Genomic DNA, 21,231 nt, shown 5'->3' on the forward strand with positions numbered 1-21,231 from the left:
ATTTACTACAGATGGTCCAATTATCTATTTTGAACGTATATTGAATCCAGGATTATTAACGTTGACAGTCGATGAGGAACGTTTGTCAACACATTATGTTCGCGACATGAAACCAGGAGTGTTTTCATTATCCTTTACGAATGATTTTACAAAGCGTTTAGGTAAACGTAACATAACTGTTCAAATTCATTGCGCACAGACAGGCTTTATATCCGAATTTAAATTTACGATTGAAGTTTTAAAGGAAGAAGCGAAGAAGCAAAAATCTAGTAATAAGCTTGGGTTACCTGAAATAATTGAAATTGGTCTCGATGATCGCTGGGATGGAGTAAGGGCGGAAACAGCTGCTCTATGGGATGGTGAACGTGTGGTTATTAATAAAGATAACAAGTATCTGCTAGCACACATTCGTAATTTATCAGAAGAAAGCGATATTAATTATGCAAAAGGCCTCTATCGCTATTCAATGTTATTTAGTGCCATTTCATCTAGAGCTTCATATCTAGAGGCACATCCCTCTGTTAATGAAACTGAATCAAATGACAAGTTTCTAAGTCTAGAAGAAACGGTGACTCAAGATACAAAGGCTGTTGCGCGTACCTTATTTGTAAATGAGAATTTAGCATTATCAATCCGTAAAGGCATGTAAACGAGCGGAAATGAAGAAAATTTCTAAAATCAAAGAAAATACAAAAAAGCCTAGTTCTTTGAACTAGGCTTTTTTCTTATATACACAAGCACCTCAATTGAGTAGTTATATGTAAAGCAAATTAGCCAGAAGATACTTACTTTATATTTAATTAATTTTATTCAGGACATCTACTATAGATAGGCCCACAGCTTTAGCTAGGTTTACAGGAACAGCATTACCAATTTGTTTATAAGCATTGGACATGGAACAATCAAAAGTCCATGTGTCCGGAAAACTCTGAATTCTAGCATACTCGCTAACAGTAAAAGGTCTCGTTTCATCAGGATGACATCTTTCAGTTTGCTTTTGTGCAGGTGAACAGGTTAATGTAAGTGATGGTTCATCCCATGAAAGTCTTCTGGCCATGCCAGTTCTTCCTCCTCCTGAGTAGTAACTTTTACCCATATAATCTTTGGCGATTTCTTGATCAATATCTCTCCAATATCCACCAGCAGGTACAAGATCTAAAACCTTCTTTTTAGATTCAGGATATTTAGCGCCAGCTGATTCTGGAACATTTTTTAAGATATCTCTTAACGTCAGTGTATATCCATATGGGTTTGGTAGTTGATAGGAAAGATCGTGCATTTTGGCAAGGTCATTTCTAATTCCGACAATTACAATTCTTTCTCTCTTTTGAGCTACATCATAATCTAGAGCTTTTAAAACTTTCCATTGAACTTTGTAGCCGATATCTGAGAAAACTTTTATCATAGTTGCTAAAGTTCTGCCATTATCATGATTAACAAGGCCTTTAACGTTCTCAGCTAAAAACATTTTGGGTAACATTTGCTCAAGAACTTTAGCATAGTAATAAAACATTGTTCCTCTTGCATCAGATAAACCCATCTTTTTGCCCGCATAACTAAATGTTTGGCAAGGAAATCCGCCTGATAACAAATCAACTTCACCGATGGGGGCATCAATAAAGTTTCTAATGCCCATCTCAGCTACCTCGATAATGTCTTTCTCAATTACATTCCAGTTTGGTCTATTAAACCTGAGGGTTTGACAAGCATACTTATCTAATTCAACTAAGCCTAATGTGTCAAAACCTGCCTCTTCAAGACCAAGAGCTAATCCACCTGCTCCAGCAAAAAGCTCAACAGCAGTATATTGTTTATTAGGTACTACATCCCTAATATCAACAAACTTATTACCCTCAAAGTCAGAAACATTTATAGATTCTTCGTCTTGTGAATGTTCTACTATATTTTCAATATCCTCTAAATCCATTGAATATTGTTCGTAATCTAATATTTCTTCTAGTTTAATATCTAGCACAGAACATAATTTAAGAACATTAGACTTAATAGGATTAAATTTTGAGGAGAGTAGCATAGATAGTTGGTTTTTACTTATCTCCAATTTATCAGCTAATTCTTGTTGGGTAGAAATGTCATTATTTTTCATATGCTCTCGTACTTTTTCTTTACTTATTGTATACATATCTTAACCCTCCCCGAAAGTTAAAGTATTTATTTAACTTGATAGGGTTATTGTAAATTAAATTGTACATTGGAGTCAACCAGCATTTACCTTAGAATTGAAGGGTAACAGGAGAATTAGGGTTGTATGAAAATACAAAGTTATTCTCACATCTTGTTATAACGTTTTATGATTTGTATCAAGGTATGTAGACTTAGTGAAGCTTAAGAAATATTTTAAAGCATTACTATACATTCTATTTCCTCGTAAATCTTTCTCCGAAAATTCTGGGACAGCTAAATATTTTATAGTTAAAGACTCTAGCAAGATGGGATCGTCAATATAATATAAACTTTTATTAACTAAATCATATTTCATTAAACCCTTGGAAATTGTACTAATCGCACTAGAGTATTTCCCTGTAGTACTTATAGAAAGATTAGTGTTTTTTAAAAGCCAATTAGTAAAATCAATTTTTTTTTGCATAATAACATCCTCTGTTTCAATTTTTAATTAGTAAATCTTGAGTGAAAAAATTAAGTGGATTTATTCAAATCATCACTTGAAATATATTTTTTTAGTACTAATAAGTCATCTTGAATAAAAAATTCGATGGAACTATTATTGTTAATACAAAGTAATGATCTTATTTCTAATGGCAAATTAATCCTTCCTACTACATCAACTTTTCTTGTTATAATTTTGTTATTAGATTCAGTGGATTTTTTAATCGTTTTTTTCTGAAATAGAATAATAATCACTCCCTAAAGTTATTATACATTTACAATAGGCAGGTGGCTGTCATAAATGTATAATTTTCCATAATATTAGAAGGGAGTTCTCAAAATGATCTATACAACATGTATTAAAGATATAACAAAAGATCAATTGAATGGATTTTTTGTTGGGTGGCCAAATCCGCCATCGTCTGAAGTCCATCTTAAATTACTGAAAAAAAGCTCACATGTGGTATTGGCAATTTATGAGAAATCCAATCAAGTCATCGGGTTCATCACAGCGAACAGTGATGATGTATTGTCTGCTTATATACCGTTTTTGGAAGTTTTGCCAGCTTATCAAGGACAAGGTATTGGTAAACAACTTGTCAAAGAAATGTTTAACGTATTGAGTGATATTTATATGATTGATCTGATGTGTGATGAAGACTTGATGGGATACTATGAAAAATTAGGAATGCAACAAGCACACGGAATGATACGAAGAAATTATTCAAAACAATCTGGTTTGTAAGGGGAGAACCTAATGGAGTTCGATACGTTGAAGTGGGTGCTATTAGGCATTTGCGCATTGTTGTTTGCGATTAAGTTCTATGTAAAACGAGAGTCACTTCTTTGGGGCCTGATTTTTTATGTAGGTGTGTTTGCATCAATGTCCTATTATGTATATTTCAATGACTGGGGACAGGGGTGGAAGATTGGGTTTTTGTTAATCGCATCATTTGTTTTCTGGCAACTTCTATTTAAAGAAATTGCTCAGTTCCGTCGTTTACGAACAGTCCGAACCCAAAAATGAATGAAGCAGGAATCGGCCGAAATTGCATCTTCGGCCGATTATTTTATTTAAAGAGAGTGTCGAGTCTTTAGTTACCCAAACGAACAACTACGTTAACTTTTAACCCCCATGTCCAGGACACATGGGGGTTTGTGATGTGTTTTAAAAAATAATTAGAAAATTGCAACATTTTTCCTGTCCATCGCGTCATAAATACTATAGAGATAGGGGGTAGTCGAAGATGAGGAAGAGGATTTTATTCATACTACTTTCCAGCTTGTTGGTTTTATTAGCTGCGTGTAGCGGGGGCGAGGAGAAAGCTGAAAGTTCCGAGGACAAAGCGCTTGCACCGCAGTCAGATTCCAATGAAGTAGCTACGGAAGAGTCTGAGGAATTAGCTAACAATTCAAGTTCAGGTGAAGCCAAGAAAACAGCACCTACTGTTGCAGTGGAAAGAATGATCATTCATAAGGCGATATTAAGTGTGAACGTCAAAGAATTGGATAAAGCACAAAGTAATATTCAGAAGAAAGTCGAGCAATATGGTGGATACATCGTGGAGTCTAACGTCTACCAAGAAGACGAACAAACGAGCGGCGGCAAAATGATTGTAAGGGTCCCAGAAGAGTACTTTGAAAAGTTTCTATTAGAAGCTGAAGGAGAAGCGGCAAAAGTGTTGGAACGCAATGTGACGGGTCAGGATGTCACAGAGCAATACGTGGACCTCGAATCACGAGTGAAATCAAAACGAGCGGTTGAAGAACGCTTACTGGATTTCATGAGCAAAGCACAAAAAACCGAAGACTTGCTGAAAATTTCTGCAGATTTAGCACAAGTTCAAGAAGAGATTGAAGTGATGGTCGGTAAGATGAAGTATCTTGAAAACCAGACGTCGTTCTCGACGATTGAAATCACAATGTATGAAAAGCGTGTGGTTGTTCCTGAGATAGATAGCAAAGAGTTAAATACATGGGAAAAAACAAAAAAACAATTCGAGACAAGCATGAATTCCTTACTTTCGGCATTCTCTGCATTGATTGTATTCTTCGTTGGTAACTTACCAGTTCTCGTTATTTTGACAGCCATTGGATTATTKGTCTATTTCGTCATTAAAAGAAGGCTTCGGAATGAACAGAAAAAGGTCTGAAGGTAAGGGGAGTAGTTCATGAGGAATAAGATTCTTGTGACAATGATGTTAGGTGTCGTTTTTAGTTTGATCAGCTTGTCCATCGTTCCGACAACCAGCTACGCATGTTCATGTGCTCAGCCTCCATCAGTAGAAGATGAGTTGGAACGCTCACAAGCCGTTTTTTCAGGTAAAGTACTTGAAGTGAAAGAACAAAAAAACTTTAAGGGGTATGTGAAGAAAAGAGTATTAATTGAGGTAGCAGAAACCTGGAAAGGTGTATCGGAGTCTCAAGTAATTATTACCACCGGAAGTGGTGGGGGTGATTGCGGCTATGAATTCCAGGTGGGTCAGGAATATTTAGTGTATGCGACTGAGTCTACGATGTATGGAGATAAAGCAGAGCTCGTAACAGTCATCTGTGATCGAACAACAGGGTTAAGTGCTGCACAGGAAGACTTGACCGTTCTCGGAGAAGGAAAAGAACCGACTGAACAAGTGGATTTAGTTGCAGAACAAGCGGGAATTGCCGAATCGAATGCAATGATTGCTGTTATTATTGCTGTCGGCATTGTTCTTTTAAGTTTCATCGTTTGGAAGAGGTTTAAGAAACGGTAATTCAACAAGAACCTCGTGAAAATCATACGCATATTAAAATGAACTTGGAAATTTTTCTATGCTTTATTTTTGATATAACACAGATGAAAAAAAGGGTTTTTGACCACAACTGTCAAAAACTCTTTTCCTTTTTCAACTGTATATCTTTTAACAGCGAGATGATTGCCTTGTTTTGTTCAACCTGCACGTCCGTATTGTTTTTGATGAGTCTAATCCATCGGACGACAAGGGCTCCAATGACAAGTAGGAATCCATACATAACCAACCACTCCAAATTATCCATTAGTCTACCTCCATCACTTAATTATGCAATCCCTAAAAATTGTTCCCAAAAAGACCGGAAGTCATTATTCATATTGGTTCACCTCGTTTTATCTTTGTCTAGTGGTTGGTCACTTTTGTCCATTCGTCTTCAATGGCCGCCATGATTTTATACGCACCAGACGACTTATTTGAACAAACCACAACAATGCGGGAATCATCCGGGTAATATGCCGAGTGAAAACTTACGCCTGGGTCATAGCCCATAACATGATACTTGGATACGATCTCGTCTTTTTTATTAATCCAAATCCCATAACCATAGTAGCTGCCTTCTTTTACTTGAACATGTGCCGTAAGCAGGTGATCAGTCATTTCCTTGCTAAGAATTTGATGATTCATAAGAGATTCCCAGAGAAGAGCCATATCGGTAACGGTGACATAGGCGCCGCCATCCGACCCACCTTTTGCAGGCAGTGAGTACATATTGGTTTTCCACGTTCCATCAGAATGATCGATGTATCCCCATGCCGTTCTCTCAGGTAGGGAGTCAAAAGAAAAGTAGCCCGAATCGACCATCTCAGCTTTTTTGAAAATGTATTCTTCCACATAGTCAGTGAAGGGAAATCCACTTGCCTGTTCCACAATCAACCCTAGCAAAATATAGCCGGAGTTATTGTAACTGAAACTCTCACCTGGTGGATTTTTCATCGGTTCATTTTGGAAAAGAGGAAGGAAATCCTTCAAGGTCCTGATATGGTACATTGGCGTTTTGATCCACAACTCCTCAAAATCATCCATGACTTCTTCGTCAAAATAATCAGGAACGCCCGATGTGTGGGTAAGCAAGTGATGGACAGTGACGTTGTCATCAAAATGAGGAAACTTTACATCCAGACAGTCTTTCAATTTGGAGTCGAAGGAAAGTTTTTTCTCCTCCACGAGTTTGCAGATGGCGATCGCGGTGAAGAGTTTGCATCCTGAAGCAATTCCATACCTGGTTCCAGACTGATTGTTTATTGCTTCTGCCCGATTGGCATATCCAAAGCTACGATCAATAAGAGCATTCTCGCTTTCTTTTACCAAAACGGTTCCAGAAAAATCATTTTCGCTTTGAAGGGAAACAATTCGATCCATAATCGTGTTTTTCATGTGAGATTCCTCCATTTCTTTAACTACCATTTACATTAAATTATTGCTAGTCTGCCACTCCTTAATCGCAAGGGAGCAAACAAGAATTAAGAGAGCCACCGATCTATATTTACCATGTTTCGTAAAAGTGAATGATGTATCTACTATTTATTATTCGCCAACCACCTAGTCTCTTCCTTTTTCTTTATAAGAAACTAACTAAAACGAGGGATTTCGAGGAATGGAAATGAATAGGTATGTATAGATGGGCAAGAAAAATGAAATGAGGAAACGCAATGTTGGAACAAGAGGGACCTGCATTTGTTATGTTTTCGACGGCACATCAGATCGTAATTGTGGGATTGGTTCTATTAATTGTTTTGTTATTTGCTTTCAAAAATAGATGGACGCTTCAACCTCGCAAAGCGCAACAAATAGAACGTCTTTTTGCCCTGTCCTTACTGGGCATGGATATCGCGTATTATATTTGGCTCTTTCAAACCGGAAGATGGAACTGGAGTAGTTCGTTGCCACTCGAATTGTGTAGCATCAGTTTAGCGTTGACCATGGTTCTGTTGTGGACCGGGAATAAGCATGTCTATGATTTTGTTTTCTATGCAGGAATAGGCGGTGCACTTCAAGCAATTTCAACACCAGTATTGGATTTAAGCTTCCCGCATTTCAGGTACTTCCACTTCTTTTTCACGCATTCGGGAATTGTCCTTGTAGCGCTATATTTTACATGGGTGAAAGGGTGCCGCCCTACTTTTAAAGGAATCCTCAAAACGATGCTCGCATTGAACGTATTGCTGCCAATCGTGTTTGTCATCAATGTTTTAGTTAACGGAAACTATATGTTTTTACGGACAAAACCACTGAACGGCAGTCTGCTTGATTACCTGGGACCATATCCATGGTACATCGTATCTCTTGAATTGGTGGCTTTCTTCATTTTCGTATGTTTATGGTTGGTTTTCAGAAAAAGGCGTTCAGGATAGGGGGAACTATTATTAAAAGCAAAAGAACAGGGACGCAATCGTCACGTGGTCAAGAATGGTGAGCGATCATCAGTTTATGCATAAGCCGAATCTCCTCGATATTGTTGAGGAGATTTTTTTATGTTCAATTGTAGATGAAAACAGCTGAATCCTCCTCTACGAAACTTATGTTCGCCATCATCTTTACCCCGCTCCAATATCATTGACTTTGCATAGTTTACCCCCTAAACTACTATTATTGGTTTAGGGGGTAAACTATTATGGATGAAAGAATAAAAGAAGCGGTATCACTCTTTGAAGAGGTACTCATATATGGGACTGAACGCGTCATTCGAAGTGTGGATGACCCAATATGGAAAGAATATTCACCTGAACAAATTCAAGTATTGAAACTGATTTACAAAGAAGGGGAAATAACATCAAGTCGACTCGCCATTTTGCAAGGCGTACATAAAAGCGCCATATCCAATCGTATAAAAAAACTGATGGAAAAAGAGTTGATTGACACAAAGCCTTCAGGAGATAAGCGAGAGAAGATTCTTGTGCTGACGAGTTTAGGGGAAGATGTCATCAATGAATCAGACCGAGTATTGCATGAATATATTGGAAAATTGATGTCCAATCAAGTGGATGATCGGGAAATTGACCAATTTTTAGTGACGTTCCGCAAGTTAAGAGAAATTTTGAAAATGAATGGAGTCTGACGAATGAAAACGATATTAAAATGGAAATGGCCAATCACCATCGGTTTACTCGCCATCACGATTCTCTTATTTATCATCGCCCCAAATTTGACGAAACAAGCGGAAGAAGCGGGCTCAATCCAGCTGTCTGGAGAGGCGTCGTCACAAAAAGCCGCCAAAATGTTGGCGGATGCAGGCGAAAGTGACCAAACGATTTCCGTTGTTGTGGAACTTGATAAAGCACTGAGGGATGTTGACCGTGAACAATTGGGCAATATGGCGAAGAAAATCTCAGCACTTTCAGAAACGGTGACCAGTGTCTTAAATCCCGTTGAAAGTGAAGAGCTCGAGAGTCAACTCGTTTCGGAAGATAAAAAAACAGTACTTATTCCCATTACAGTGGATGGGTCTGATGAAGAAGTTAATGAGGTTGCACAAGAAATTCGCGATTCGATCATTCCTTCAGACATGACAGCTTACGTGACAGGCGAAGCCATCATCAACAATGATGTTAATAAAAGTGCGCAAGAAGGCTTAAAGCGGACAGAGCTTATTACAGTTGTGTTGATTTTTGGTTTGTTGCTTGCTGTTTTCCGTTCGATTGTCACGCCATTCATTCCTTTGGTGGCAGTGGGTCTTACGTATTTATTGAGCCAATCACTTGTGGCATTTTTCATCGATTGGTTTGGTTTCCCGGTTTCTAACTATACCCAGATTTTCTTGGTGGCGATATTGTTCGGGATTGGAACGGACTACTGTATTTTACTGCTGAGCCGTTACAAGGAAGAATTATCTGCAGGTCACTCGGTAGAAGAAGCCATTGTAAACACCTACAAAACTGCCGGCCGTACGTTACTGATCAGTGGTCTTGCTGTATTTATTGGGTTCTTCGCGATAGGTTTTGCGGATTTCCCAATATTTAAATCGGCCGTTGCCGTTGCGGTAGGGATAGCGGTTCTATTGCTCGTATTGTTTACGATTGTGCCAGTGTTTATGTTGGTATTGAAAGAAAAACTATTCTGGCCTTCGAAAAAATCGGCAGCGCACCACGACAGCGGCTTATGGGGATGGATGAGCAAGCTTTCCGTCAATCGCCCGGTTCTATCTATGCTGGTTGTCGCAATTATTACGGTTCCTTTGTTGCTGACATACGATAACTCCTTGTCATTTAACACAGTGGATGAAATCGGCAGTAACTATGAATCGGTTAAAGGCTTACGCGCCATAGAAAATGGCTTTGGCAAAGGGGACTCGTTGCCAGTTCAAGTCATTATTGAATCGGATGAGAAGCTAGCAAACGAAGAAATGATTCCGTATGTGGAGAGTTTAAGTCAACGCTTTGAACAAATCGAAGGTGTTGAGAAGATTAGAACAGTCACCCGACCTACTGGGGAAATGATCGAAGACTTATATGTCGATCATCAACTTGGTTTGATGGCGGATGGATTAACGGAAGCTCGCGAAGGACTCACTGAAATTGGAGCGGGTCTTGAGCAAATTCAAAGCGGATTGGCTGGAGCTGGCAATAGTGGTGGACTTGGAGAAGTTGCGGCAGGACTTGGTCAGCTAAACGACCAGTTGGCACTGACAACACAAGGGTTACAACAGACCGGTAATGTGCAACAAACAGTCGGTGCTTTGACGGCCATCAGTGGTCAACTTGGTCAAATTCAGCAAGGCCTTGCCGGAGCAAGTGGCGGCGGTAAAGGATTATCTAAGGTAACTGAGGGGCTTGCAGCTTCCAATAAGGGTCTAACACAAATTGCAGACGGACTTACGGAAGTCAGCGACATGATGAAGGCGATGAGTGAAAGTGATAGTGTGCGTGATACTGGACTGTATATTCCTGCAGGTACACTTGAAAGTGAAGAATTTTCTCAAGTATTGGACAGATATACATTCGCTGATGGCAAAGGGATAAAAATGGAAGTAGTCCTTTCGGATGACCCATATTCTCCTGAAGCCATTAAAACTGTGCAACGCTTGAAAGACGCAGTGGCATCAGAAGTAAAAGGAACACCGTTTGAAGATGCAAGCATTGCTTTTGGTGGTATATCGAGCGTAAATAGTGATTTAGCGGATATCTCTTCAAGCGATTTTTCAAGCACTGTCATGATTATGTTGATTAGTTTGTTTGTCGTCTTGACGATCTTATTCCGTTCCATGATCATGCCATTGTTCATGATCGGTTCGTTATTGCTGACGTACTTTACGTCAATTGCCATTGCTGAACTGATTTTCGAGAATCTACTTGGATATGACGGCATCAGCTGGGCTGTTCCATTCTTCGGTTTCGTCATGCTGATTGCACTTGGAGTCGATTATTCCATTTTCCTTCTCGACCGGTTCCGAGAAGAGGCGGAAAGTGGTTTGTCTGTTCGAGAAGCTATGCGTATTTCGATGGCCAAAATGGGAACGGTCATCATCACGGCAGCCATTATATTAGCAGGTACATTTGGTGCCATGATGCCTTCAGGGGTTCTGAGCCTGATGCAAATCGCGTCCATCGTGGTTATTGGATTATTGCTGTACGGTTTGATTGTCTTGCCATTACTCATACCGGCCATTACCGTATCGTTTGATCGTGGTGTATGGTGGCCGTTCGGCATTAAAAAGAAAAAATAGCTGTAAGAAAAGCCCTTCGAATTATTCTCGAAGGGCTTTTTGATTTACTATGACATTGTTTATCGTACATTTGCGCGAGCCGCATGTTCCGCATGAGCCAACAAGTATGAAAACCAAATACTTGTGTGTCTCACGCTTCAAAAGTGCTGCTCCTGCGGTTACTCGTCGCAAAGAATCGGTCCAAATCAAAACCTTTGGCCCGCTTCTTTCCTGCGGAATAACGGGCAGGCAAGAACCCGCAACGAGGACAAAGGAGCGAAGGCTAAGAACGCCACCTCGTGTGGCAACGCCTTCGTGACCAACATCCTGTTGGCCCGAGCCGATTCATTTCTCTATTTAAAAGAGAATAAATTTACAACCCAATCGGCAATTGAAAGAGCAGGAAATTGCCTGTCCATTGTTGACTTTCAATGAATACTTTTTCATTGCCCTTTTCAAACAAATAGCTGGAGCCGTTCTGTTCGACAAATTCCCATCCATTCTTTTTCATTCGCTGCTTGAGGGAATTAAGTGCCACATCGAGGGAATCATCCGTTACAAGCCAAACAAAGCCGTCTTGCTGTGCCACTTTAGAAAGCGGCAATTCCGATGAGACAGCAAGTTTTGCGACTTCCTGCTTGGTTTTATTAGAAAATGGAAGCTCGGGATAATGAAATTTAGTTGACAGAGCAGCATATACCGCAAGAAGGAACAGTATGACAAACAGAAGTATCCACTTTTTCATCTCAAAACCCATCCCATCCATCACGAAATTAATAGTTACTTATTAGACTCTAAAACCCACTCAAAAGTTCCAACATTTCACTAAATTACCAAACAAATTAACTGAAACTTCATCTTTGGAATTTCGTATAGTAGCTAAGGGAGTGATGGGCTATGTGGTCAACGTTTCAACAAAGACAATCGGAGCTAAAACTATTAATCAATGAACAAGAACGCTTGCAAAAGAAATTAGCTTCTCTTCAAACGGAAATCCTGGAACACACACACAAACGAAATGAACTCGAAAGTAAGCTGACAAAAGAACAACGGGATGTCGCAAAATTGGATGAGTTTTCATTTTCCAACGTGATGAGAAAGTGGAAAGGGACGCAGGAAGATGTCCGTGATCAAGAAATGGCTGAAGCAGCTTCAATAGAATTGAAGTGGAACGAAGCGGTGAAGGTGGTTCGAGACCTGGAAGTAGAATCAGCTATCATTCGTCAAGCATTAGCAGATGTACAGTTCCAAGACCTTCATGCGAACTGGCAACAGTTAATGATTGAAAAAGAGCGATGGTTGCGAGTCAATTCCCCGCAAGATAAAGCGGTGATGGAAGAACTGTATGACCGCAAAACAGTTGTCCAAACGATGCTTCGTGAAATCGAAGAAGCACGGGATGCAGGAAGTAGAGCAAATGTACTTTTATCCAAAGCAATTAGTCAGCTCGAATCTGCCCGCAACTATTCAACATGGGATACGTTTTTGGGTGGCGGAATGATTGTGACTGCGATGAAGCATAGTGCAATCGATGACTCAGAAGATATGATTCATAAAGCACAAATGGCTCTCCATCGCTTCAGAACGGAAGTCAAAGATGTGCAGGCACTTGAAGCCAATTCTTTTATCGTGGAACGCGGAGAGTTTATCAAAATGGCCGATTACTTTTTTGATGATATTTTCAGTGAGTGGACCATTCATTCACGAATATCCAGATCTCAAGGGAACTTGCAAAATACGGTAAAAGAAATCATGAAAGTCATGAACTCATTAGCCGGCAAAAAGCATGTATTGGATGCTGAACTGGTTGACATTGAAGAGAGAAGAAAACAATTAATCGAAGCGTAAGGAAGGTATTTTGACTATTGTCACGAAAGATACTTAAGAGGAAAGAAATCTTAAGGAGGAAAATTATGTATCATACAATTGATGAGTTTTTAACTGAATGGACTTACGAGAGTGACTCTACCCAACAAATACTGGACTTGTTTAACGATGATTCGTTAGGAACAAGAGTCAAAGAAGGAGAGCGTTCGTTAGGTTTCCTTGCTTGGCATACGATCGTTTCTATCAATGAAATGATGTCACGTGTCGGACTGAAGTTTGAAGCACCACATCACGATGCACCAATGCCGGAATCAGCAGCAGAAATTGCTGCTGGATACAAACAGGCGAACATGGCATTCAAAGAAGCCATTCGTTCACAATGGACGGATGCCAATCTTTCTGAAGAACACGACATGTATGGAGAAATGTGGACGAATGCTACTACACTGAACGTTATCGTTAAGCACCAAATCCACCACCGCGGCCAAATGACAATGTTGATGCGCCTGGCAGGACTGCCGATGATCGGAGTGTATGGTCCATCCCGTGAAGAATGGACATCCTATGGGGGCGACGTTCCAAAATAAGGTAAACAAAAGCAACTTCGAAAATGGAGTTGCTTTTTTGTATGCGAAAATCGATGTTCGCCTCATCTATTGAATGACTTTCCAACCTAACGTGGTCATAACCACTTGGCATGCCATATACCTAAAGTAAGTCAATTTTGGGAGATGGAATTATGGTGGTTTGGATTGATGTAAATGTAAGTAAACGCCAACTGAAACTTTACGATGCCAGTAGATTGCTGAAAACATATCCGATAGCAGTCGGGAAAATGTTAACACCTACACCAAGAGGAAATTATATTGTTGTGAACAAAGAGTATGACCCAGGTGGCCCATATGGGGTGTTATGGATGGGTTTATCTAAACCACATTACGGAATACACGGCACAAATAATCCCTCGTCCATTGGCAAGAAAGTTTCGCACGGGTGTATTCGGATGTATAACGATGACGTAACGGAGCTCTCATCCTTCGTGCCAATCGGAACAAATGTCTATATACATGCTTGAAGAAGAACAAAAAAAGCCCTCACAAGGGGCTTTTTTGATGTCTATATATGATTGATGGAAATTAAACGGGTACGTTTGCTTCTTTCTTAAAGACAGTTATTTTTCCGTTATCCGTAGAAAGTTGAACCGTATTCGTGCCACTTCCGAAAGTCGTGCGGGAATTCTTCTCCCCAAACACATCAATTTTTCCATGGTCAACCCTTGCACGAATCGAAACATCTGTCGGATTATTTTCAGTCGCAACCGATATGCTGCCATTGTCCGTTTCCAAATCAATCATGCGGTCAAGGCTCGTTGTTAAAAGTGAAATCTGTCCGTTATCCGTTCTTCCGGTAATATTTCCGTTCACATATTCCATGATGATTCGTCCGTTATCTGTTTCTGTGTGAACCTGTTCGGCATCTACATTCCGCATTTCAATTCTGCCATTGTCCGTCTCGGTAGTTAGTTTGTCGACTTGAACGTTATCGATTGCTATACGGCCATTATCTGTTTCAACGTCCAGAACCATTGCTGCAATTTCTTTTATTTCAATGCTTCCATTGTCAGAAGTTGCTTTCACTGTTTTTCCAAGAACTTTTATCGCTACAATGCCTCCATTATCTGTCTTCATGGAAATAGCTGTATATAGTTTTTTGGGGAGAGCCACATTGACCTTTACGCCTTTGAAGATCTGAAGAAATCCAAAGAATACAAATTTAGGGGCTTTTAGGTCAATCGATAATGTGTCTCCAATGACGTCTGCTGTTAATGCTAATTTTTCATGCGGGTTTACTAGCTCAATAGTGGTGACATCTGAATCAGATGGATATACATGTAAAGAGCCAATTTTGATGTTCATGGCAACTTTTGTGAAGTTATCATTCGTTATAAGAATCTTTTTCGCGTCTGTATTTGTATCAATTTTCTCGGGCACATAATTGGCAAGAAGCTCTTCAGCAATTTCTTTTGGAGAGCCAAGGGACGCGGCAATTTCGCTATCAGATTTACCATCTACACGTCCATCCGTAAAATACTCTTTAATATCCTGGAAAATATCGTTTCTTTCATCGGAAGGAAGTTTAGTCAAAGCCATTTCAAGTTCATTTAGAAATTGTTGTTCCGTCATCTTTTACACTCTCCTCAATTAAAGTATTCACGCCGTTTGTGAAGCTTTTCCATTCATTTAACTGTTCCTGTAAATATGTTCTGCCTAAATCGGTCAGTTTGTAATATTTACGGGAAGGACCTTCTGTAGACTCTTGTAAATAAGTAGTGAAATAACCTTCCTTGGTCAGACGTCGCAATAACGGATATACAGATCCCTCGGAAATTGAGATTTGGTCCGAGATTTTTTGTACAAGTTCATACCCATATCGATCTTTTTGATCCAATAACACAAGGACGCAAAGATTAAGTACGCCTTTCTTGAATTGAATATTCACCTTAAACCCCCTCCTTCCACTACTAGACAATATGCAGTACTGTTAAGAACAATATATCATGCAGTATTATTCTATGCAAGGTACTGAAAAATAATTATTTTTTTGTGAAAGGGTCTTTGAGATTTTTCAAAAGTTCTTGCTTATGAAGAGAGCAGACATGACAATGTACGTATATTCTTTACCTGTACCTAAAGTGTTTATGGGCACTTTTTATAGATGTTTGTGCGAATGATAAGTAATGGAAGAAGGGGGTTTCTTTATGCATGTATACGTTCTGACGAAGGACTCACTAGAAGCACAAGGAATAAAATGGATGATTTCTTCGCAGTTGCGAGATGTTTTTGTGGAATTGGGGGACTCAGTCACTACTCTACAAAAAGATATGGTTTCCAGGGAATTTGATATTTATATTATTGATATGGACTTATGGTCTGCCTCGGAAGAAAGTATCCTGCCTTCAGGAGCGAGGTGGCTAGGGGTATCCTCAGATCGAACGTTTCAAACTGCATACCGTGCACTTAAACATAAAGCGGAAGATTTATTGTTCCGTCCTTTCCAGCCCGAACATCTGATTAAGCATATCCAGCAAACGCGTTTTCGTGTGCGCAACGAAAAGAAAGGGATTCCTCAACTGGATGCATATCAAGAATCGAATTTTACATATGAAGATTTATTGTTGGCGAAAACGTACCCAAGGACTTCTGTACTCTTAAGTGCAATTGTTCCTGCGAGCCGGGAAGAGGGAACGCAATTGGTGAAATCGCTGGAAGAGTTCGCATTCCCCTCGCATTTTGAACTATTTCCGTTTACTGATTTTATTGTTGTTGTACACCGACTACCTGAACTTGAAAGCATGCAGGAAGCCTATCTGGCGTTTTATGCGTCTTGGAAACGCCAATCCAATACACTATTGTCCATTTACTTATACGAATCACCTGGCGACCAAGATATTCGTTCACTTTATCAAAAAATGCGTCGCTTCCAAGAACGTGTTTTTTATGATGGCTATGATATTTTATCCGTTGAAGCTGAAGATTTATCGTGGTGTGAAATGGATCCGTTTTTGTCTCCCATAGAGCAACGCATGTGGATTGAAATGCTAGGAAAACAGGACGTTAAAGCAATTCGTCAATGGTTGGAGCAAGATTTTCTAACCCTTGAAGCACCTTACCCGGATCCTGAAATGGTGCGAATCCGTTTGACTAGTGTTCTTGCGCAAATCAGAAGATATATGTCGGCCAATTCGATTCAAAATCCCCCCCTTGAAAAACAGTACCATCAACTATTTCAAGACATCATCCGCGAGCCGGTTATGTATCACATCATTCAAAGCTTTGGTGACTTCACAGCGGATTTGATGAAAGTAACAAGTTTAGTGGAATCAGGGACGTCTAATTTCTCAGATAGAGTAAGAATGATGATGGAATCAAATTATTGGGATTCGAATTGGAACTTGGCGGCTTGTGCAGATGCTTTGCAAATGAATAAAAGCACATTAAGTCGAAGGTTTTCGAAAAGTACAGGCAAGAATTTCAGGGAAACGCTACAAGAAATTCGCCTTGGAGAAGCAAAACGATTATTAAAAGAAACAAACGCAACTTTAGAAGAAGTATCGAGATTGGCGGGTTTCACACATCAATCTTATTTCAATGCGAAGTTCAGAGCATCAACTGGGAAAACCCCAACCCAGTATCGATTTAATTGGGGAAGATGAATCGAGTTTTTCGATTATAAATTAGTTTCTCTGGTTATATCATTAGTTGTCTATTTGGAGAAAAAAGTATTTTACAAGGCCGATTATCCAATCGGTCTTTTTTGTATGTAAAAATGATTGAAACGGGAATAAATTATAAAAATCTTTTCAAATCAAAGAAATAATTCAATAAAACATAAATAATAAACTAAATTATAAATAAATTATCAGAACTTTCACGATACAATGAAACTATTAATAAGGGGGCGAATGAAAATGAAAGCGAATACAACTGAACGAGTTATCCAATATAGAGGAACAGAATTGAACACGAAAGGCTGGCAACAAGAAGCCGCACTTCGTATGTTAAACAACAATTTACACCCAGACGTGGCAGAGCATCCTGAAGATTTAGTGGTATACGGAGGAATCGGTAAAGCTGCGCGTAACTGGGAAAGTTACGACGCTATTGTGCGCTCATTAAAAGAGTTGGAGAACGATGAAACCTTGCTGGTTCAATCCGGAAAACCGGTAGCGATTTTCAAAACTCATACAGATGCACCACGTGTGTTGATTGCCAATTCGAATATTGTGCCAGCGTACGCAAACTGGGAAACGTTCCATGAGCTAGATAAAAAAGGCTTGATGATGTACGGCCAAATGACAGCAGGTAGCTGGATTTATATCGGATCACAAGGGATTGTCCAAGGAACATATGAAACATTTGCTGAACTGGCAAAACAACATTTCGGAGAATCTTTGAAAGGTACCATTACATTGACAGCTGGTCTTGGTGGAATGGGCGGTGCTCAACCATTAGCAGTAACAATGGCTGGCGGAGTTTGTATCGGTATTGAAGTAGACGAGACGCGTATCGATCGACGTATTGAAACGCGCTATACTGACGTAAAAACAGATTCGTTGGATGAAGCAATCCGTTTAGCGGAAGAGGCAAAAGCGGAAGGAAAAGCGTTATCGATTGGGTTGCTTGGCAATGCCGCAGACGTCTTACCGGAAATGATCGCACGTGGCTTTATTCCGGATGTGTTAACGGATCAAACTTCTGCACATGATCCATTGAACGGCTATATCCCATCAAAAATGTCATTGGAAGAAGCAGCGAAGCTCCGTTCAGAAAACCCGACGGAGTACGTCAAGCTTTCTAAAGCATCGATGGCGAAGCATGTTTCTTCAATGGTAGAGATGATGGACAAAGGCGCCATTACATTTGATTACGGCAACAACATCCGTCAAGTGGCAAAAGATGAAGGGGTTGAACGTGCGTTTGACTTCCCAGGATTCGTTCCAGCTTACATTCGACCACAGTTCTGTGAAGGTAAAGGGCCATTCCGTTGGGTAGCACTTTCTGGTGACCCGGAAGATATCCGCAAAACAGACGAAGTGATTTTACGCGAATTTAGCTACAACAAGCATTTATGTAACTGGATTAAAATGGCTCAGGAGAAAATTCAGTTCCAAGGCCTTCCTTCACGCATTTGTTGGTTGGGATACGGCGAACGTGCACGTTTCGGGAAAATCATTAACGATATGGTAGCAAGCGGCGAATTGAGTGCGCCAATCGTTATCGGACGTGACCATTTGGACTCAGGATCAGTAGCTTCACCGAATCGTGAAACCGAAGCAATGAAAGACGGCTCGGACGTTGTTGCGGATTGGCCGATTTTGAACGCGATGGTCAATGCAGTGGGCGGCGCGACATGGGTATCCGTTCACCATGGCGGTGGTGTAGGCATGGGCTATTCCATTCATGCCGGAATGGTCATTTTAGCGGACGGTACAAAAGAAGCAGAAGTTCGTCTGGAACGTGTATTAACAACTGATCCAGGAATGGGTATCGTCCGTCACGTCGATGCAGGCTATGATTTGGCGATTGAGACTGCGCGTGAAAAAGGCGTCAACATTCCGATGCTAAAGGGGTCTGAAGCATGATTCCGGTTTGGATAAAAAATGCAGCACAACTTGTAACGGTAGCCGGTGAAAACGGCCCCCGAGTTCGAGAAGGAATGTCTGACCTCGGGTTGATCGCAGATGGCAGTGTGTGGATGGAAAATGGAAAAGTAGTGGCGGTGGGCACGACGTCTGAGCTTGAAGCTTTATATGGCACACGTGCCCATGAAGCGGATATTATCGATGCAACAGGGCGTTTGGTGACACCGGGTCTGGTCGATCCGCATACGCACATATCATATGGAGGAAGCCGCGAACGTGAATTCGAAATGCGTCTCGAAGGTGCAACGTACATGGAAATCATGAATGCTGGTGGCGGTATTCATGCGACAACACGTATGACACGAGATGCGTCAGAAGACGAACTGGTGGAACAAACAACGCGCCGCCTAGACTCGTTCCTTGAGCATGGCGTGACAACCGTGGAAGGCAAAAGTGGCTATGGACTAGATTTGGAAACGGAATTGAAACAACTGAGAGTGATGAAACGATTGAATGAAAGTCATCCGATTGACTTGGTTCCAACGTTTATGGGCGCTCATGCAGTCCCTCAGGAATATAAAGGACAAGAAGACGAGTACATCGATCTTTTGGTAAATGACATGTTGCCGAAAGTTGCGGAAGAAAAATTAGCTGTTTTTAACGATGTTTTTTGTGAAGTCGGAGTATTCACACCGGAACAGTCCGAACGAATTTTAGAAGCAGGCAAAAAACTCGGCTTGATTCCCAAAATTCATGCTGATGAAATTGAGTCTTACGGTGGCGCGGAACTGGCTGCCAAAGTTGGTGCAATTTCAGCGGAACATCTATTGAAAGCATCTGATGAAGGTGTGCGTTTAATGGCTGAAGCAGGCGTCATTGCCTGTCTTTTGCCAGCGACCGCTCTGTATTTACGTGAAGAAGCAGCAAAAGGCCGTGCGATGATTGATGCAGGTGTAGCCGTAGCCATCTCAACAGACTGCAATCCTGGTTCGTCACCAACGACTTCGATGCCTTTGGTCATGAATTTGGCCTGCATCTCTATGCGTCTAACTCCTGCAGAAGCATTGGTTGCCGCAACGATGAACGCTGCGTGTGCCATTGGCATGCAAGAGAATGTCGGTTCATTGGAAGCGGGCAAACAAGCGGATGTCGTAATGTGGAATGTATCCAATTACCAGGAGCTGCAATATCTTTTCGGCGTGAATCACGTTGGTTCGGTGTGGAAAAAAGGTGTACAGGTGGTGGGTTAAATGAAACATTTACAACTGCCTGAATGGTCATGGCGCGATGCTTCCGGAGATTTCGTACATCAGTGGGTAAAACCGCTTGCTGAACAGTCTCCGGACATGGTGATTTATGGCGCGCCCATTTCCCGCTCTTCAATCAGTGTTTCCGGCGCTTCCTTATATCCAATGGAATTCCGCAAATTGTGGAAAGGGTTCTCCACGTATAACTTAGATGAGGACTTGGATTTATCTAGCTACATCGTTCGTGATGCGGGAGATGTCGTTATGCATACGACCGATATTTTAATGTCACATGAACGCATTGAAGACACTACATATGAATTAGTCCGCACATTTGAACAATCAACTACATGTTTAATTGGTGGCGATCATTCTGTAACTGCATGTGCGGTAAGAGGTCTTAAGAAGGCCTACCCAGACGAGCGGATTGGCATTTTACAACTAGATACACATTTAGATGTGCGCGACCCGGCCGATTTGGGACCTGCAAATGGTACACCCATTCGTCAACTGATTGATGGGGGCACTGTCTACGGGGAAGATGTCGTCAATATTGGTCTTCACGGGTACTTCAACGCAGCACCATTGGTGGCTTATGCGAAGGAACACGGTATTCGAATGATTACTTTACGTAAAGCACGTGAGCTAGGGGTGGCTCAGTGCGTCGAAGAACAATTAAAGGAATTAGCACAACGAGTGGACCGTGTTTATGTAACTGTCGATATGGATGTGTTGGACATTGCAGTCGCACCGGGTGTTCCCGCTTCTACACCAGGAGGCATGACGGCGGAAGAGTTATTCCAAAGTTTAGTGCGGATCGGCCAACAGGATGCGGTTCGACATATCGATTTTGTCTGTCTGGATCCAACACGAGATGTACCGACAAGTGCCACGGTCAAAACAGGAGTGTATGCATGGTTGGAATTTATCACGGGGAGAGTTCTATCACAAAGGGGGATTTAA

At 40.8% G+C, this 21,231-nt stretch carries 22 protein-coding genes; 15 read left to right on the forward strand and 7 right to left on the reverse strand.

Features of this window, described 5'->3' with window-relative positions; translation table 11 throughout:
- Positions 1 to 649, forward strand: a 649-nt coding sequence (locus tag AC1DSL_RS02245) for a hypothetical protein (protein ID WP_477531033.1), incomplete at its 5' end; no start/stop codon positions are given.
- 147 nt (positions 650 to 796) lie between these two features.
- Here AC1DSL_RS02245 and AC1DSL_RS02250 read toward each other — a convergent pair.
- Entirely contained in the window at positions 797 to 2,140 is a 1,344-nt protein-coding gene (locus AC1DSL_RS02250) for a DNA cytosine methyltransferase (protein WP_477531034.1), read from the reverse strand.
- A gap of 156 nt (positions 2,141 to 2,296) precedes the next feature.
- On the reverse strand, positions 2,297 to 2,605 hold the full coding sequence (locus AC1DSL_RS02255; RefSeq protein ID WP_477531035.1) for a hypothetical protein: 309 nt from the start codon (positions 2,603 to 2,605) through the stop codon (positions 2,297 to 2,299).
- A 360-nt stretch (positions 2,606 to 2,965) separates the two neighbouring features.
- On the opposite strand from AC1DSL_RS02255, the gene AC1DSL_RS02260 reads away from it, so the two are divergent.
- From AC1DSL_RS02260 to AC1DSL_RS02275, 4 genes are all read left to right on the forward strand, one after another.
- A complete protein-coding gene (locus tag AC1DSL_RS02260) occupies positions 2,966 to 3,370 on the forward strand; it encodes a GNAT family N-acetyltransferase (RefSeq protein ID WP_477531036.1) in 405 nt (134 codons plus the stop codon).
- A gap of 12 nt (positions 3,371 to 3,382) precedes the next feature.
- Complete coding sequence (locus AC1DSL_RS02265; RefSeq protein ID WP_477531037.1) at positions 3,383 to 3,652, forward strand: hypothetical protein; 270 nt, start codon at positions 3,383 to 3,385, stop codon at positions 3,650 to 3,652.
- 220 nt (positions 3,653 to 3,872) lie between these two features.
- Entirely contained in the window at positions 3,873 to 4,778 is a 906-nt protein-coding gene (locus tag AC1DSL_RS02270) for a DUF4349 domain-containing protein (RefSeq protein WP_477531038.1), read from the forward strand.
- Positions 4,779 to 4,796: 18 nt separating this feature from the next.
- A complete protein-coding gene (locus AC1DSL_RS02275; protein ID WP_477531039.1) occupies positions 4,797 to 5,375 on the forward strand; it encodes a hypothetical protein in 579 nt (192 codons plus the stop codon).
- Between the two features lie 112 nt (positions 5,376 to 5,487).
- Here the strand turns inward: AC1DSL_RS02275 and AC1DSL_RS02280 are convergent, their stop codons facing one another.
- Positions 5,488 to 5,658, reverse strand: a complete 171-nt coding sequence (locus tag AC1DSL_RS02280; protein WP_016429834.1) for a hypothetical protein — start codon at positions 5,656 to 5,658, stop codon at positions 5,488 to 5,490.
- 98 nt (positions 5,659 to 5,756) lie between these two features.
- Positions 5,757 to 6,788, reverse strand: coding sequence for a serine hydrolase domain-containing protein (locus AC1DSL_RS02285; RefSeq protein ID WP_477531040.1), 1,032 nt, complete (start codon positions 6,786 to 6,788; stop codon positions 5,757 to 5,759).
- Positions 6,789 to 7,063: 275 nt separating this feature from the next.
- Here AC1DSL_RS02285 and AC1DSL_RS02290 point away from each other — a divergent pair, with 275 nt between their 5' ends.
- The 3 genes from AC1DSL_RS02290 to AC1DSL_RS02300 all read left to right on the forward strand — a co-directional run bounded on the left by AC1DSL_RS02290 (position 7,064) and on the right by AC1DSL_RS02300 (position 11,073).
- A complete protein-coding gene (locus tag AC1DSL_RS02290; RefSeq protein WP_477531041.1) occupies positions 7,064 to 7,765 on the forward strand; it encodes a YwaF family protein in 702 nt (233 codons plus the stop codon).
- 260 nt (positions 7,766 to 8,025) lie between these two features.
- On the forward strand, positions 8,026 to 8,469 hold the full coding sequence (locus AC1DSL_RS02295; protein ID WP_477531042.1) for a MarR family winged helix-turn-helix transcriptional regulator: 444 nt from the start codon (positions 8,026 to 8,028) through the stop codon (positions 8,467 to 8,469).
- Positions 8,470 to 8,472: 3 nt separating this feature from the next.
- Complete coding sequence (locus tag AC1DSL_RS02300; RefSeq protein ID WP_477531043.1) at positions 8,473 to 11,073, forward strand: MMPL family transporter; 2,601 nt, start codon at positions 8,473 to 8,475, stop codon at positions 11,071 to 11,073.
- Positions 11,074 to 11,425: 352 nt separating this feature from the next.
- On the opposite strand, the gene AC1DSL_RS02305 is transcribed toward AC1DSL_RS02300, so the two are convergent.
- The gene (locus AC1DSL_RS02305) at positions 11,426 to 11,797 is read right to left on the reverse strand and encodes a hypothetical protein (RefSeq protein WP_342542680.1); all 372 of its coding nucleotides are present in this window, start codon (positions 11,795 to 11,797) and stop codon (positions 11,426 to 11,428) included.
- Positions 11,798 to 11,949: 152 nt separating this feature from the next.
- On the opposite strand from AC1DSL_RS02305, the gene AC1DSL_RS02310 reads away from it, so the two are divergent.
- The 3 genes from AC1DSL_RS02310 (at position 11,950) to AC1DSL_RS02320 (ending at position 13,954) form a co-directional block, all read left to right on the forward strand.
- Positions 11,950 to 12,900: a hypothetical protein gene (locus AC1DSL_RS02310; RefSeq protein WP_477531044.1), complete on the forward strand. Its 951-nt coding sequence runs from the start codon at positions 11,950 to 11,952 to the stop codon at positions 12,898 to 12,900.
- 65 nt (positions 12,901 to 12,965) lie between these two features.
- The gene (locus AC1DSL_RS02315) at positions 12,966 to 13,466 is read left to right on the forward strand and encodes a DinB family protein (RefSeq protein WP_477531045.1); all 501 of its coding nucleotides are present in this window, start codon (positions 12,966 to 12,968) and stop codon (positions 13,464 to 13,466) included.
- Between the two features lie 152 nt (positions 13,467 to 13,618).
- The gene (locus AC1DSL_RS02320; protein WP_016429843.1) at positions 13,619 to 13,954 is read left to right on the forward strand and encodes a L,D-transpeptidase; all 336 of its coding nucleotides are present in this window, start codon (positions 13,619 to 13,621) and stop codon (positions 13,952 to 13,954) included.
- A gap of 61 nt (positions 13,955 to 14,015) precedes the next feature.
- On the opposite strand, the gene AC1DSL_RS02325 is transcribed toward AC1DSL_RS02320, so the two are convergent.
- Positions 14,016 to 15,062, reverse strand: coding sequence for a DUF4097 family beta strand repeat-containing protein (locus AC1DSL_RS02325; protein WP_477531046.1), 1,047 nt, complete (start codon positions 15,060 to 15,062; stop codon positions 14,016 to 14,018).
- Positions 15,037 to 15,378: a PadR family transcriptional regulator gene (locus AC1DSL_RS02330; RefSeq protein ID WP_342542685.1), complete on the reverse strand. Its 342-nt coding sequence runs from the start codon at positions 15,376 to 15,378 to the stop codon at positions 15,037 to 15,039. The genes AC1DSL_RS02325 and AC1DSL_RS02330 overlap by 26 nt, the downstream gene beginning before the upstream one ends.
- A 1,420-nt stretch (positions 15,379 to 16,798) precedes the next feature.
- Between AC1DSL_RS02330 and AC1DSL_RS02335 the strand changes: the two genes are divergently transcribed.
- The 4 genes from AC1DSL_RS02335 to AC1DSL_RS02350 all read left to right on the forward strand — a co-directional run bounded on the left by AC1DSL_RS02335 (position 16,799) and on the right by AC1DSL_RS02350 (position 21,231).
- Entirely contained in the window at positions 16,799 to 17,092 is a 294-nt protein-coding gene (locus AC1DSL_RS02335; protein ID WP_369758251.1) for a helix-turn-helix domain-containing protein, read from the forward strand.
- A gap of 255 nt (positions 17,093 to 17,347) precedes the next feature.
- Positions 17,348 to 19,021 (forward strand): urocanate hydratase, encoded by a 1,674-nt coding sequence (gene hutU, locus AC1DSL_RS02340; protein WP_016429847.1) that lies wholly within the window; start codon positions 17,348 to 17,350, stop codon positions 19,019 to 19,021.
- Positions 19,018 to 20,271 carry an imidazolonepropionase gene (gene hutI / locus AC1DSL_RS02345; RefSeq protein WP_477531047.1) on the forward strand — a complete coding sequence of 418 codons (1,254 nt, stop codon included), beginning with the start codon at positions 19,018 to 19,020 and terminating at the stop codon, positions 20,269 to 20,271. Before hutU ends, hutI begins: the two co-directional genes overlap by 4 nt.
- Positions 20,272 to 21,231: an agmatinase family protein gene (locus AC1DSL_RS02350; protein WP_477531048.1), complete on the forward strand. Its 960-nt coding sequence runs from the start codon at positions 20,272 to 20,274 to the stop codon at positions 21,229 to 21,231.

Source organism: Paenisporosarcina sp. P4_D4 (assembly GCF_056401835.1).